Raw genomic sequence first — 14,398 nt, 5'->3', positions numbered from 1 at the left:
GATACCTCCGTTGGTTACCGCTGCTCGCTAACTTAACGTACATGGCGAGATATCAAACATAGTATGGGTGAGATTTCTCTCGTCAAGCCCTTGAGCCTGTTAAATCTCATGCGTAACGTTATGGACGTTAAATTCCACAGCGCATGCGAGACGAGGAGTCTCATGTCCCCCAAGCCCATCGCGATCGGCAACGACGAAGCCGCTGCCGGGCTTCGCGCCGTTCTCGCCGAGCATCTGGAATCGCTCGGCTTCACCGTCGAGCTGTTCGGCCCGGAGCACAGCGAGAGCAAGGTCGACTACCCCGACGTCGCGGTCGAGGTGGCCGGCAAGGTCGCGGGTGGCAGCTACGATCGCGCACTTCTGTTGTGCGGCACCGGGATCGGCATGGCCATCGCCGCGAACAAGGTTCCCGGGGTGCGCGCCGCGCAGGCCGCCGACACCTACAGCGCCGAGCGTGCGCGCAAGTCGAACGACGCGCAGATCCTCGCCATCGGCGCGCGAACCGTCGGCCCCGAACTGGCCAAGTCGATCGTCGACGCGTGGCTGGCGGCGGAGTACGAGGGCCGGTCCGACACCAAGGTCGCCAAGCTCAAGGAACTCGACGCGCACGCCAGGAGCGTCCGATGACCGCACGCGCGGTGACCATCCTCGGCGCCGGCGCCATGGGCTCGGCGCTCGCCACTCCCCTGGCCGACGCCGGCTGGGCGGTCAACCTGTGGGGAACCTGGCTCGACGACCACCTGCTCGCGGCCTGCCGGCGCGGCGAACCGCACCCGCGCACCGGCGTCCCCCTTGCCGGTTCGACGACGTTGTTCGACTCGCCGGACCTGGACGACGCCCTCGCGGGTGCCGACCTGGCCGTGCTCGCGGTCGCCTCTGCCGGCGTCGCGGAAGTCACCCGGCGTGCGGCCAGGGGCCTCGCCAAGGTCAGGGCGGTCTTGCTGACCAGCAAAGGCTTCGCGCCGGACGCGGACGGCCGGATCCGGTTACTGCCCGACGCGATGCGGGACACCGCCGCCGAACAGGGCGTCACCCTCCCGCCGGTGATCGCCGTCGGCGGGCCCTGCAAGGCCAACGAGGTCGCCGCGCGCCGGCCGACCGGAGCCGTGTTCGCCGCGCGGGACAAGGCTCTGGCCGAGGAGATCGCCAAGAACTTCGCGACCCCGGCCTACCGGGCCGAACCGCTGGACGACGTGTCCGGGGTCGAGGTCTGTGCCCCGATGAAGAACGTCTACGCGATCGCGCTCGGTGTGTGCGACGGGCTTGCCGCGCGGGGCGGCGAGCCATTCCACGACCTGAAGGCCGCGACCTTCGCCGCCGCGGTGCGGGAACTGGTGCTGTTCGCCGAACTGGTGGGGGGCGGCCTTCGCACCGCGATCGGGCTCGCCGGCGCCGGTGACCTGGAGGTCACCGGGAACTCCGGCCGGAATAAGATCTACGGCGTCCGGATCGGAGCCGGCGAGTCCGCCGCGGCGGCCTATGCCGCGATGCAGGCCGAGGAAAGGACCGTCGAGGGAGTGCCGGCCGCTGGGCTCGCGGCCAAGCTGGTCGATCAGCGAGCCCCGCAGCTATGGTCCGAACTCCCGCTGTTCCGTGCCATTCGGGACATCCTGGCCGGTCACGACGATCCCGGTGCCCGCATCACCGACGCCGTACTGCCCCGCGTCTAGCGGCGCCCGCCAACGGAGGTGCAACGGTGCACGTCATCATCGGAATCGACTGTTCGACAACCGGCAGCAAAGCGGTCGCCTTCGCCGAGGACGGGACCGGCGTCGCCGAGGCGCGGTGCCCGTACGGCCGGTCGAGTCCGGCGCCCGGCTGGCAGGAGCAGAACCCCGACGACTGGTGGACCGCCACTCACCGCGCCCTCGCCGACCTCGGTGCCCAGCTGGCCGCGCGCGGAGCGAAGCCGGTGGCGCTGGGCATCACGCACCAGCGCGAAACCTTTGCCTGCCTGGACGGCAGCGGAGCCCCGTTGCGTCCGGCGATCATGTGGCTCGACACGAGGGCCGGCGAGCAGATCGCCCGCCTGGGCACTCCGGCGGTGCACGAGATCTCGGGCAAGCCACCCTCGACCACGCCCAGCCTGTACAAGCTGGCGTGGCTGGCCGAGCACGAACCGGAAGCGCTCCGGCGCGCGGCGACGGTCATCGACGTGCACGGATATCTCGTCCTGCGGCTCACGGGTGTACGGGCCACCAGCTGGGCCTGCGCCGACCCGCTGACCCTGATCGACATGACCACGTTCGACTGGTCCCCACGGCTGCTCGAGTTGGCTGGGCTCAGCGCGGAACAGCTGCCGCAGCTCGTCGCGCCGGGCACGGTTGTCGGGGAGCTGTCGGCGACCGCCGCCGCCGAAACCGGTCTCCCGGCGGGGCTTCCGGTCGTGGCGGGTGCCGGCGACGGCCAATGCGCCGGCCTTGGCGCCAATGTGGTGTCGGCCGGGCGTGCCTACCTCAATCTCGGGACCGGGCTGACCTTGGGCGCGCACCACGACAGTTACGTGTGGTCGCACGCGTTTCGCACGCTGTCCAGCCCGATCCCCGGCGCTTACACGGTCGAGGCGCTGCTGTCCTCTGGAGCGCTGTCCATCGCCTGGTTCCGCGACGCACTGTCTGGTTTGGACCCCGCGCGGGGCCCGCGCGAACCGCGGATGGAGGCGCTGGCGGCGCAGGTTCCGGCAGGCGCCCGCGGCGTGCTGTACCTGCCGTACCTCACCAGCGCGGAGTCCCCGCATTGGGATTCCAGTGCCAGAGCGTGCTTTCTCGGGTTGTCCGATCAGCACGGCCCGGCCGAGATGTACCGGGCGGTGCTGGAAGGGCTGGCGTACGAGGAGAAACTCACGCTCGAACTGATGGAGCAGGCGAGCGGCCGGCGCATCGACCGGATCGTCGCCATGGGTGGCAGCTCACGGTCGGCGATGTTCACCCAACTCCTCGCGGACACGCTGGAGCGTCCGGTCGACGTCTGCGCCGAAACGGAGACGACCGCACTCGGCGCCGCGATTCTCGCGGCCGCCGCGGTCGGGTTCGCCGGGGAGAAGGACATCCGCATGGTGGCCGAGCGGATGAGCCGGGTCGCCACGACACGCGAGCCCCAGGAAGCGGACCGGAATCGCTACCGCGAGACGTACTCGGTCTATCGAGATGTGTACCCGGCGCTGCGGCCGCTTTTCCCCCGGCTGGCTGGTCTGCGTGCAGCCGCGGAGACCACTTTGGACGGCAGAGACACGCTGGAATGAAGCATCCTTCCCGGCCCGGGCCCGCCGAGCACGCCGATAACTGGCGCCGCCTCAACTGATGCGGATACCGGCCGTCGCCCGGACCATCTCCGCACTACGCGCCGCCGCAAGCGGCCTGGCCGGGACGCAGAGCCCACGGCAAGAGCGAAAACCGGGCTTCCGGTGGTTCCACGCGGCAGAACGCCGGGATCCTGCTCGAAGCCTTCCCGGGCCCATCTCACCCTTTGCGGGTGAACATGAACGGCAGACGTTTTCCACCTGGCCGGACGGAGCTAGAAAAATCTTCGCAGCGAAATCTCGCCACACTACGGATGTCTGCCGCGAAAGGAGGCACCATGCCTCGTGAAGCCGAGATCGCCGCGGCTTTCCTCGAGCTGTCCGCACGATGACCGGCCACGATGGATTCCGAGGCCGAAGACCTCATCCGGGCCCACCTGCCGTGGGTGCACCACATGGTCGCCGAACTGACCGCCCGGATACCCCGCCACGTCGACCGGGACGACCTGACCTCCGTCGCGCTGCTCGCGCTGGTGTCCTCGGCCCACGCCTACGAACGCGACCGGGGCGTGCCGTTCGCTCGGTTCGCGGCCGCCCGGGTGCGGGGAGCGATGCTCGACGAGCTGCGGGCCCTCGACGGCGCCAGCCGAATGGCGAGGCGCCTGGCGCGCCAGGTGAACGCAGGCCGCGAGTCGCTCACCGCGCTGCTCGGCAGGACACCGAAGGCGCGCGAACTCGCGCACTATCTCAACCTGCCCCTGATCGAGATGGACGCCGCCCTGCACGAAGTGCACCAGGCGACGTCAGTGCGACTCGAGGACTTCACCGCGGACCTGGCGGCCAACCTCCTGCCCGACGAGGCGCCGGGGCCGGAAGAGATCGCCTTGCACGAGGAACGGATCCGCGGCCTGCGGGAGGCCATCGCCCGGCTGCCGCCACGCAACCGCAGGATCGTGGTCGAGTGTCTCCTGCACGAACGGCCCAAGTCCGAGCTCGCCGCCGAGCTTTCCATCAGCCGGCCGCGCGTTTCGCAGCTTTGCGCCAACGCGATCGACCGGCTCCGGGCCACGCTGTGCGACGGTCCCGGGTCCGAAAACACCCGATCAGTCGACACCCGTTGCCTTAACGGGCCGGATCCGCCGCCGATCAAGACCACGTACCCGGCTGTCACTGATCGGAGAAGAACGTGGGTATCGAAGTCGGCGATACCGGCAGCCTCATCGCCGGCACGAACCTGGACGCCGACCTCGTCACGCACCTCGCGCTGTCCGAAGGCGCCGGTTCCGGATGGCGGCTGGATCTCGCCACCGGTACCGCCGCCTGGACGCCCGGAATAGCCGAGCTGCTGGCCGTCGCGGGAGCCGACGAGGAGACGATCAGCGCACGCCTGCGCGAGGCCGTCCAGCCGCTGACCGACGAGGCCCGAACCGCTCCCGCCGAGCAGGAGCTGGAGTTCGTCCGGCGGTTCGACGAACCCGGCGGCGGGACTCGCTGGACGCATTTCCGCGCCCGCCGGTTCAGCTGCGGCGGTGGCGCCGGGCTGGTGGGGGTGGCGACGGACGTGTCGGCACAGGCGGAGTCCCAGCGCGCGCTGAGCGATCTCACCAACCGCTACCGCTTGCTGGTGGAGCTCAGCCCCGACGGCATCGTCGTCCATCAGGACGGCGACATCGTCTACGTCAACCCGGCCGCGGTGCGGTTCGTGGGCGCGCGCAGCGCCGCCGAGGTGGTCGGCAGGTCCATTGTGGATTTCGTGCACGCGGACGACCTCTCCGCGCTGATGGCGCGGATCCGGTCGCTCACCGAACCGGGTGCCAGCTCCGAACCCACCGAGGCGGTGCTGCGCCGGGTCGACGGTGGCACGGTGACGATCGAGTCGGTTTCGGTGCGCACCACCTGGGAGGGCAGGCCGGCGTTCCAGGTGATCATGCGGGACGTCACGACGCAGCGCGCCGCCGAAGCCGCGACGCGGTACCAGGCCGCGCTCGTCGCGCACGTCAGCGACGCGATCATCGCGACAGACGCGAACTGGCAGGTGACGAGCTTCAACCCGGCCGCGGAGTCCATCTTCGGCGTCTCCGCGGATATGGCCTTCGGCGGGACGATCGAGGACCTGACGGGGGTGCGGCTCGAGGCCGGCGCGGTGACGCACCCGGGCGGCGTCATGGTGACCATGCACCGGATCAACGACGGAGAGCTTCGCCACCTGCGCATCTCCGCGGCGGAGATGGACGACGGCTATGTCCTCGTGTGCACCGACGAGACGGCACGGCGGCGCGCCGAACAGTACTTCACCTCGGTCGTAGCCTCGCTCGAGGAAGGCGTGGTGGTGCTGAGCAAGCAGGGTGCCGTCGAGGCGGTGAACCCCGCCACCTCACGAATCCTCAAGGTGCTCGCCGACCAGGGCGTCGGCAAGCGACCGGAGCCGTTCGAGCTCTACGACGAGACCGGCAAGGTCATCCCGGAGACCGAGAGCCCGATGAACATCACCAGGCTGACCGGGCAACCGCAGAACGCCAGGACGGTGCGGGCGAAACCGCGCAGCAGCCCCGAAGTGTGGCTGTCGGTGAGCTGCCGTCCACTGGACCCCGACGACGGTCCGCCGTACGCGGTCGTCGCGTCGTTCAATGACATCACCGAACGGCGCGAGATCAGCGAACGCCTGCTGTACGACGCGACCCACGACGCGCTCACCGGACTCGCCAACCGCCGCATGGTCGTCCGCCGGCTCGAAGACGCGATGCGAGCGGAGAAGCGGTACGACTCGATCACCGTCCTGTTCGTGGACCTGGACAAGTTCAAGGTCATCAACGACTCGCTCGGCCACGGTATCGGCGACGAGGTGCTCCGGGTCGTGGGCCAGCGGCTCAGCGGTGTGGTGCGCCGTGGTGACCTGGTCGGCCGCCTCGGCGGCGACGAGTTCGCCGTGGTCGACTTCCACGTCCGCGAGGTGAAGGAAACCGCGGCGCTGGCAAGGCGGCTGCGAGACAGTCTCGCCGCGCCGATCAGCCTCACCGGCCGGGAACTGCATATCGACGCGAGCATCGGCATCGTGGTGGCCGGTCGCGGCGACACGCGCAGCGCGGAGGATCTGATCCGGGACGCGGATGTGGCGATGTACCAGGCCAAGACGAACGGACCGGGCCGCTTCGAGTTCTTCGACGTCGCACTGCGCGAACGCCTGCAGCGCCGCCTGCGCCTGGAACAGGACCTGCGGCAGGCGGTGCACAACGAGGAGCTGTGGGTCGCCTACCAGCCGGTGGTCGAGCTGGCGACGGGAAAGACCGTCGGTGTGGAAGCCCTGCTCCGCTGGAACCAGCCGGTGCTCGGCGTCATCTCCCCCGTCGAGTTCATCCCGCTCGCCGAGGAGAGCGATCTGATCAACAAGATCGGCATCCAGACACTCCGCACGACCACGCGGGACATGGCCGAGCGGCGGCGGCAGGGCAACGACCTGCACCTCGCGGTGAACCTCTCCGCCCGCCAGCTCGACGATCCGGACCTGCTGGTCACCGTGCAACACGCCCTGCGCAGCGCCGACCTGCCCGCGAGCGCACTGTGCCTGGAGATCACCGAGACCACGCTGATGCGTGATCCGGTTGGTGCGGCGGCGAAACTGCGCGCGTTGCGCGGCCTCGGCGTCACACTCGCCATCGACGACTTCGGCACCGGGTACGCCTCACTCGCCCAGCTGCAGCGGTTACCGCTCGACGTGCTGAAGGTGGATCAGTCCTTCGTGGCGACACTCGGCCACTCCCCTGAGACCGAAGGAATAGTGGGCGGCATCATCGCGATGGCGCACGCGATCGGTCTGCTGGTCGTCGCCGAAGGAGTGGAAACGGCGAGCCAGGCCGAGATCCTGCTCCGGCTCGGCTGCGATCAGGCGCAGGGCTTCTACTTCGGCCGTCCCGAGTCGACCAGGACCTGGCTGCCGCCCGCCGCCTGACCGCCCGCCACACGTTCGGGTGTTTCCATGATCTCGCGGACTTTTCCGTCTTGCGCCAGGGAATCGCCGGGCAGAAAGTGGGTTCACACCGCGGTGGGCAAGCCGCCGCGAAACGGCCGTGACATCTTGTCGCATCCCGTGCCCCCGGATGGTCAAACTAGCCGGGTGCCCGGACACCCGCCTCTTCGGAAGAGGTGCCTGATGCTGCAACGCCGTCAAGCCACACCCCGGTCCGACAGCGGCTTCACTCTCATCGAGCTGCTGATCGTGATCGCGATCCTCGGCATTCTCGCCGCCATCGTGGTCTTCTCGATCGTCGGCGTCACCGACCGCGGCAAGAAGGCCGCCTGCCAGGCGGACCTGAACACGGCGACCACCGCGGTCGAGGCCTATTTCGCCAAGAACAACGTCTACCCGCCCGATCTCGACACGCTCACGACCGGGGAGAACAAGTTCCTCAACCCACCGGCGCCCAAGGACGTCGCCTACACCGTGGGCACGCCGGCGACGAGCTACACGATCGGCTACGCCAGCGATTCCGGTTGCTAGCCGGCATGGAGCCCACCGTGGTGCCGCCCTCCCCCGCGGCCAGCCGGGTCGACGGGCTGCTGGCGATCCTGTGGGAGCGGCGCGGCACGGACCTGCTGCTCACCGCCGGGCTGCCGCCACAGATCCGCGTCAACGGCGAACTTCTCGCCGTGCCAAGGGAAACGGCGCTCAGCCCGGCGGATATCGAAGCACTGCTCGCCGAGGTGCTCCGGCCCGAGCAGCTGCCAGCTTGGCGGGCCGCCAACGAGTACGACTTCGCCTTCAGCTGGCGGGACACCGCGCGGATCCGCGGCAACGCGTTCAGCCAGCGAAGCAGTCCGGCGGCGGCGTTCCGGATGATCCCGCGGGAAGTCCCGACGATGAGCGATCTCGGGCTGCCGCCGGTGCTGTACGAGTTCGCCCGGCGGCACCACGGGCTGGTGCTGGTCACCGGTCCGACCGGATCGGGCAAGTCGACCACGCTGGCGGCGGTGCTCAACCAGATCAACAGCGAGCGCGCCTGCCACATCGTGACGATCGAGGATCCCATCGAGTACGTGCACCAGCACCAGCGCGCCGTGGTGGACCAGCGCGAAGTCGGCACCGATACCGACTCCTTCCTCACCGCGTTGCGCTCGGTGCTGCGGGAAGACCCCGACGTGCTGCTGGTCGGCGAGATGCGGGACCTGGAGAGCATCCGGTTCGCCCTCACGATCGCCGAAACCGGGCACCTGGTGTTCGCCACCCTGCACACCAACGACACGGCGCAGGCGCTGGCTCGGATCATCGACGCCTTCCCCGGCGACCAGCAGGCACAGATACGCACGCAGTTGGCCGCCGCGCTGACCGGGATCGTCTACCAGCGCCTGATCCCGCGCCAGGGGCAGGGCCTGGTCGCGGCCTTCGAGGTGCTCGTCGCGACGTCCGCGGTCCGCAACCTCGTCAAGGAGGGCAAGACGCATCAGCTGCGCAACTCCCTGGTGACCGGGCAGAAGGACGGGATGATCACCTTCGAACGCTCGCTGTCGGCGCTGGTGCGCACCGGCCAGATCAGCTATGAGGACGCCGTCACCCGGAGCCTCTACCCGAAGGATCTCGCGGAGGATCCCCGGGTCCGGCGGGGGGTGAAGGCGTGATCCGCCGCCGCGGCGAGCCCGGCGAACCGGCCGAAATGCCGCCGCCCCAGACGAAGCCGGTCCCGGGCCGCCGTGGCCGTCTCGGCGAGCTCCTGGTCGAGGCGAAGCTGGCGACGCCGGAGCAGGTGCGCGCCGCGGTCGACGAGGCACAGCGCAGCCCTGGTAAGCGCCTTGGCGAGCGGCTGATCGAGCTCGGGGTGCTCGACGAACGGGACCTCGCGTGGGTGCTTGCCCGGCAGTACGGGCTCGACGTGGTCGACCTGCGGGCGGTACGCCCGGACGCGGAGGCGACGAAGCTGCTGTCGTACAACCAGGCCAGCGAACTGACCGCGATTCCGCTGTCCGTGCGGGACGGCACCGTGGTGGTCGCGGTGGCGGATCCGGCCGCGGATGTGCTGGCCCGGCTGCAGGAGGCGATCGGCAGGCCGCTCGCGCTGGCGGTCGCGCCGCCATCGGATATCGCGTTCGTCATCGGCGCCGCCTACCGCGCGCTGTCCGGCATCAGGTCCCGGGTGAAGGCCTTCGAAGCCCGTGACATGGCACGCAAGGGCGCAGCCGCAACCGACGCGGTGACCGCGAGCGAGGACGCGCCGGTGGTGCAGGTCGTGCACCTGATCATCACTCAGGCCCTGCGCGACCGGGCGTCCGACGTGCACATCGAACCGCAGTCCGAACGCATCCGGGTTCGCTACCGCATCGACGGGGCGCTGCACGACGTGCTCGACCTCCCGGGGTCGATGGGCCCGTCCATCGTCAGCCGGATCAAGGTGCTCGCCGCGATGAACATCGTGGAGCGGCGCCGCCCGCAGGACGGGCAGATCAGCCTGACCATCGAGGGCCGCGCGGTGGACATCCGGGTGGCCTCGACCGCGGTCGTCGGTGGCGAGAAGGTCGTGCTGCGGCTGCTGGACAAGAGCCGCCCGCTGTTCCACCTGCGAGAGCTGGGCATGCCCGAGAACACCGTCACCCGTTACACCGGACTGCTGCGCTCCCCGTACGGCATGGTCATCTGCGCCGGGCCGACCGGCAGCGGCAAGACCACGACCCTGTACAGCTCGCTCAACGAGATCAACAGTCCCGACCGCAACATCATGACGATCGAGGACCCGGTCGAGTACACCTTTCCCGCGATCAACCAGATCCAGATCAACGAGCAGGCCGGGATCACGTTCGCGAACGGGCTGCGGTCGATCCTGCGCCAGGACCCGGACGTCATCCTCGTCGGTGAGGTCCGGGACGTGGAGACAGCGCGGATTGCCGTCCAGTCCGCGCTGACAGGTCACTTCGTACTGTCCTCATTGCACGCCGCGGACGCCGCCTCCGCCTTGCACCGGTTGCTGGACATGGGGATCGAAACGTTCCTCGTCGCCTCGGCGATCACGGCGGTGCTCGCGCAGCGGCTCGTCCGGCGCGTCTGCACCTACTGCCGCGAGACGTACCAGCCGACCAGCGACGAGCTGTCGTTCCTCGCCGCCATCGAAGGAAAGGTGCCCGCCGACGGGTTCGTCCGTGGTGCCGGCTGCAACTTCTGTTCGCAGACCGGGTACCTCGACCGGATCGGTGTCTACGAGCTGCTGCCGGTCGGCGACGCGGTCCGTGAGCTGATCGTCGAACGGGCCACCTACACCGAAATCCGCAAGATCGCCCGCTATCACGGCATGCGGTCGCTGCAGGACGAAGCGGCACGACTCGTCGAAACCGGCGTGACCAGCCTTGCCGAGGCGATGCGCTCGATCTATGTGACGGGGAGCTGACATGGCGCGCTTCGCCTACGTGGCCACCGCGCCCGACGGCACCACCGCCAGTGGTGTCGAACGGGCCACCAGCCGTGAGGAAGTCGAGCTGGCCCTCTACGACCGCGATCTGAGTGACATCCGGATCACCCAGAAGCGCAATCCGCTGCAGGCCGAGATCCTGGCACCCCGGGTCAAGCGGGAAGAGGTGATGCACCTGTCGCGGCAGCTCGGCGCATTCGTGCGCGCCGGCCTGCCGGTGACCAGCGCGGTGCGCGCGCTGCGCACCGACGCCCGCAACTCTTCGGTGCGCCGGATGCTGACCGACGTCGAGGACGGGCTGCGCGCCGGGGACACGCTTTCGGACTGCCTAGCGCGGCATCCCCGGATATTTCCCGAGTACTACCGCGGGATCATCCGGTCCGCGGAGCTGAGCGGTGAGCTCGACATCGTGCTCGAGCGGCTCGCCGCGTACCTCGAACGAGATCTGACGGCCCGGCGCAGGATCCGCTCCGCGGCGATCTACCCGGCTGTCGTCGCGGTCATGGCCGTCGGCACCGTGGTCATCCTGGCCGGGTTCGTGATGCCGCGGTTCCGGGTGTTCTTCGACAGCCTGCACGCCAAGCTCCCGCTGGCGACGCGCGTCCTGCTGGCGGTGACCGGTTTCGTCGGCCACTGGTGGTGGGCGCTGCTGGGCGGCCTGGGTGTCTTGCTGCTGCTGGGGTTCCTCGTCACCCGCACCCGCGCCGGCCGCTACGGCCGCGACCGGCTGCTCCTCGCGATACCGGCGGTGGGCAGCACGATCCGGTACGCGCTCGTGGAACGCTTCTGCCGCTTGCTGTCCTCGATGGTCAACGCCGGTGTCGTGTTGCCGGAGGCGCTGCGGGTGGCCACGGATTCGTTGCCCAACAGGGTGTTCCAGCGTTCCCTGGACCGGGCGCGGGAGTCCGTGCTGGAGGGCGAGGGCCTCGCGCGGCCGCTCGCCGGCACCGCGCTGTTCCCGTCGACGGCGATCCAGATGATCCGGGTCGGTGAGGACACCGGCACGCTCGACGCGCAACTGGTGGTCACCGCCCGCTATTACGAAGGGGAACTGGACCACAAGCTCAAGAAGCTGATCGCTCTTTTCGAGCCGGTCGTGATCATCGTGATGGGTGCGATCGTCGGTTTCGTCGCCGTCGCGCTGGTCTCGGCGATGTACGGCGTGTTCAACCAGGTGAAGACGTGATGGCGGCGGGAGACCGCGGAGAAACGCTGCTCGAACTGCTCGTCTCGGTGGCGATCCTGGGCCTGGCCGGGGTGGCGCTGGTCGGCGGGCTGACGACCGCTGTCATCAGCTCCGACGCGCACCGGAAGGCGGCCACGGCCGGGGCGACGATCCGCGACTACGCCGAGACGATCGAGACCTCGGTCCGCGTCGGCGGCTACCAGGCCAGCTGCACCCCGGGCTACGGCGCCGGGTTCGCCCCGCCCGCGGGGTTCACCACCCCGCGGATCACCTCGGTGAGCTTCTGGAACGGTTCAGGTTTTCCCGGCACCTGCAGCACTTCCGGCGATCTCGGGGTGCAGCGGCTGACGCTCATGGTGTCCAGTGTGGACGGACGGGCGACGGAACGGATGGCCCTGGTGGTACGCAACCCCTGCGGGACCGGCACGGTATGCGGCTGAACGGCCGCGACGGCGGGTTCACCCTGGTGGAACTGCTGCTCGCGATCACGATCCTCGGGATCATCACGGTCCCGCTCACCCAGGTCGTGCTCGTCTTCCTGCGCACGTCGGACCAGACCGCCGCGCGGCTGACCGAATCGACCGACGCACAGCTGTCCGCTGCCTACTTCGCCCGCGACGTCGCGAGCGTCGGCGTCCGCGCGAGCGCGAGCCCGTACGCCACGCAGCCGTCGATCGACACCACCGGCGACGCCGGCTGGCCCTACCCGTGCGGGGCGAGTGGCACCACCCCGGTCGTCCGGTTCGCGTGGGACGACTACCCCGCCGGCGCCACGGCGGTCCAGACCCGGGTCGCCTACGTGGTTTCGGCCGACCACACGCAGCTGCGCCGGCTCGTGTGCGCCGGCTCGGCCGCCCCACAGTCCGCGATGACGCTGGCGCGCGATCTCTACCCGGCCGCACCACCGGTGGTCACCTGCTCCTCGCCATGCTCGGGTGCGCCGGACGCGGTGTCCATGACCGTCACCTTCCGGGCGCCGACGAACCGGGTCACGCCCTACACCGTCACGCTCACCGGGCAACGGAGGCAGTCTTGAGCCGGAACGACCGCGGCGCCAGCCTGATCTTCGCGCTGATCATCGTCACCGTCGTGAGCCTCGTCGTGACCTCGGTGATCGCCTTGACGTTCACGAGCACCCGCACCACGGAAGCGATGCGCGCCCAGGCCGCGGACACCTACGGCGCCGACGGCGCGGCGCAGATCGCGATCAACGCGCTGCGCACCGACACGTTCAACGGCATCCCGGGATCCTGCGTGACGAGCCCGAGCGCGATGGTGCTGCCGAGCTTCTACCCCGGCGCCGACGGATCCGCTCCCGCCTCGGCTTATGTGTCCTGCGCCCCGTCAGCCGGCAACGGCGCGAGCAGCGGTGCCACGTCCGCGAACGCGAGCCCCGGCAGCGCGGCGCTCACACTGGGCACCGGGACCGGCGGTGAGGACGGCATCTACGTCGGCGCCAACGCCGGCCCGATCAAGATCCGGGGCGGGGTGTTCTCGAACTCCACCATCAACGCCGCCGCCGGGGGCATCACCAACACCTACGACAACCCGCCGACCGCGGCCTACAACCTCGCGCGCGGCGCGTGCGTCAACCAGAACCTGATCCAGCCGGCGGCCTACACCACGTGCAACTACACCGCGGCCGACCCGCGCGGCACCGACCCGGGCCTGCTCACCCCGCACGGCGCGTCCTACGACCCGCCTGCGGACGCACCCGGTGACGGCACGATCGGCGCGTGCCCACCGGGCGCGCAGTACCAGACCGTGACTCCGGGCCGGTTCACCAGTGCGACCGCGCTCAACCTGATGACCGGCTGCGCGACGGGCATCGTGTACTTCATGCCCGGTACCTACTACTTCGACTTCAACGACGCGGGAAGCCATGTGTGGAATGTCGACCGGACCTACCTGATCGCCGGGACACCCACCATCCCGCTGGACACGACACCGACGCCCGCCCAGATGCCGGGCGCCTGTGTCCTGCCCGGCAGCACGTCGGCCACCACGACGAGCGGCGTGCAGTTCGTCTTCGGCGGCGACAGCCAGCTCGCGCTGAGCCATCAGGGCAGCCCCGGCGGCCAGATCGCCATCTGCGCGTCGAAAAGCCCGTCGGGACCACCGATCGCGGTCTACGGCCTCAAGACCGCGCTCGGCGGTCCCTTCCCGGTCAGCGCGCAGAGCGGGTGCATCACCACGCTGCCGCCCGCGACGCCCCGCTGCTCCCTCATCAGCACCGACCAGTCCCCCAACACCACCCTGACCATCCAGGGCACCACCTACGCTCCCCGCGCCCAGCTGACCGTGAACCTCAACAACAGCACCAATCAGGTGTTCAGGTGGGGCCTGATCGCGCGGACCCTGTACATCGGCACCACCGGCAGCGCCAACCTTTCACTCGCCCTGATCGACGTGCCGGACCAGGCGGCCAGCCCCATCCCCGCGCCCAACATCATGTACCTCACGGTCTACCTGTGCCGAGCGGCGAGCACGTGCGACAGCACGGGCACCCCGCGGCTGCGGGTGAAGGTGCGCGTATCCGCGCAGCCACCCCGCGTCGTGAACGTGCTGAGCTGGGCCTTGGCGTCCTGA

The 14,398-nt window shown here is 69.6% G+C and carries 12 protein-coding genes; all 12 read left to right on the top strand.

The genetic code is table 11. The features are described from left to right. Nucleotides 1-162: 162 nt before the first annotated feature. The 12 genes from FG385_RS01040 to FG385_RS00985 all read left to right on the top strand — a co-directional run bounded on the left by FG385_RS01040 (nt 163) and on the right by FG385_RS00985 (nt 14,398). Nucleotides 163-627, top strand: a complete 465-nt coding sequence (locus FG385_RS01040) for an RpiB/LacA/LacB family sugar-phosphate isomerase (protein ID WP_200834238.1) — start codon at nt 163-165, stop codon at nt 625-627. Beyond that, complete coding sequence (locus tag FG385_RS01035; protein WP_139094653.1) at nt 624-1,670, top strand: NAD(P)H-dependent glycerol-3-phosphate dehydrogenase; 1,047 nt, start codon at nt 624-626, stop codon at nt 1,668-1,670. Before FG385_RS01040 ends, FG385_RS01035 begins: the two co-directional genes overlap by 4 nt. A 26-nt stretch (nt 1,671-1,696) precedes the next feature. Continuing rightward, nucleotides 1,697-3,241 (top strand): xylulokinase, encoded by a 1,545-nt coding sequence (locus FG385_RS01030; RefSeq protein ID WP_200834237.1) that lies wholly within the window; start codon nt 1,697-1,699, stop codon nt 3,239-3,241. A gap of 398 nt (nt 3,242-3,639) precedes the next feature. Then, nucleotides 3,640-4,575: a sigma-70 family RNA polymerase sigma factor gene (locus tag FG385_RS01025; RefSeq protein ID WP_139094651.1), complete on the top strand. Its 936-nt coding sequence runs from the start codon at nt 3,640-3,642 to the stop codon at nt 4,573-4,575. After that, the gene (locus tag FG385_RS01020; RefSeq protein ID WP_139094836.1) at nt 4,458-7,184 is read left to right on the top strand and encodes a sensor domain-containing protein; all 2,727 of its coding nucleotides are present in this window, start codon (nt 4,458-4,460) and stop codon (nt 7,182-7,184) included. The genes FG385_RS01025 and FG385_RS01020 overlap by 118 nt, the downstream gene beginning before the upstream one ends. A gap of 201 nt (nt 7,185-7,385) precedes the next feature. Beyond that, nucleotides 7,386-7,733 carry a type II secretion system protein gene (locus tag FG385_RS01015; protein WP_139094650.1) on the top strand — a complete coding sequence of 116 codons (348 nt, stop codon included), beginning with the start codon at nt 7,386-7,388 and terminating at the stop codon, nt 7,731-7,733. A 5-nt stretch (nt 7,734-7,738) separates the two neighbouring features. Beyond that, the gene (locus FG385_RS01010; protein ID WP_139094649.1) at nt 7,739-8,848 is read left to right on the top strand and encodes a type IV pilus twitching motility protein PilT; all 1,110 of its coding nucleotides are present in this window, start codon (nt 7,739-7,741) and stop codon (nt 8,846-8,848) included. Then, entirely contained in the window at nt 8,845-10,602 is a 1,758-nt protein-coding gene (locus FG385_RS01005; RefSeq protein ID WP_235022297.1) for a GspE/PulE family protein, read from the top strand. Before FG385_RS01010 ends, FG385_RS01005 begins: the two co-directional genes overlap by 4 nt. A 1-nt stretch (nt 10,603) precedes the next feature. Next, nucleotides 10,604-11,809, top strand: a complete 1,206-nt coding sequence (locus FG385_RS01000) for a type II secretion system F family protein (protein WP_139094648.1) — start codon at nt 10,604-10,606, stop codon at nt 11,807-11,809. Then, nucleotides 11,809-12,249 (top strand): PulJ/GspJ family protein, encoded by a 441-nt coding sequence (locus FG385_RS00995; RefSeq protein WP_139094647.1) that lies wholly within the window; start codon nt 11,809-11,811, stop codon nt 12,247-12,249. Before FG385_RS01000 ends, FG385_RS00995 begins: the two co-directional genes overlap by 1 nt. Beyond that, nucleotides 12,240-12,845: a PulJ/GspJ family protein gene (locus FG385_RS00990; protein WP_139094646.1), complete on the top strand. Its 606-nt coding sequence runs from the start codon at nt 12,240-12,242 to the stop codon at nt 12,843-12,845. The genes FG385_RS00995 and FG385_RS00990 overlap by 10 nt, the downstream gene beginning before the upstream one ends. Continuing rightward, on the top strand, nt 12,842-14,398 hold the full coding sequence (locus FG385_RS00985) for a hypothetical protein (protein ID WP_139094645.1): 1,557 nt from the start codon (nt 12,842-12,844) through the stop codon (nt 14,396-14,398). The genes FG385_RS00990 and FG385_RS00985 overlap by 4 nt, the downstream gene beginning before the upstream one ends.

The sequence above is a fragment of the Amycolatopsis alkalitolerans genome, from assembly GCF_006152065.1.
In the GTDB taxonomy this organism is placed as follows: domain Bacteria; phylum Actinomycetota; class Actinomycetes; order Mycobacteriales; family Pseudonocardiaceae; genus Amycolatopsis_E; species Amycolatopsis_E alkalitolerans.
Note: the sequence above shows the minus strand (reverse complement) of the source record. Positions and strands in the feature narration are given on the sequence as shown.

Coding starts and splice junctions, on each gene's coding strand:
- FG385_RS01040 (WP_200834238.1), top strand. CDS start 163: ATGTCCCCCAAGCCCATCGCGATCGGCAACGACGAAGCCGCTGCCGGG.
- FG385_RS01035 (WP_139094653.1), top strand. CDS start 624: ATGACCGCACGCGCGGTGACCATCCTCGGCGCCGGCGCCATGGGCTCG.
- FG385_RS01025 (WP_139094651.1), top strand. CDS start 3,640: ATGGATTCCGAGGCCGAAGACCTCATCCGGGCCCACCTGCCGTGGGTG.
- FG385_RS01015 (WP_139094650.1), top strand. CDS start 7,386: ATGCTGCAACGCCGTCAAGCCACACCCCGGTCCGACAGCGGCTTCACT.
- FG385_RS01010 (WP_139094649.1), top strand. CDS start 7,739: ATGGAGCCCACCGTGGTGCCGCCCTCCCCCGCGGCCAGCCGGGTCGAC.
- FG385_RS01000 (WP_139094648.1), top strand. CDS start 10,604: ATGGCGCGCTTCGCCTACGTGGCCACCGCGCCCGACGGCACCACCGCC.
- FG385_RS00995 (WP_139094647.1), top strand. CDS start 11,809: ATGGCGGCGGGAGACCGCGGAGAAACGCTGCTCGAACTGCTCGTCTCG.
- FG385_RS00990 (WP_139094646.1), top strand. CDS start 12,240: ATGCGGCTGAACGGCCGCGACGGCGGGTTCACCCTGGTGGAACTGCTG.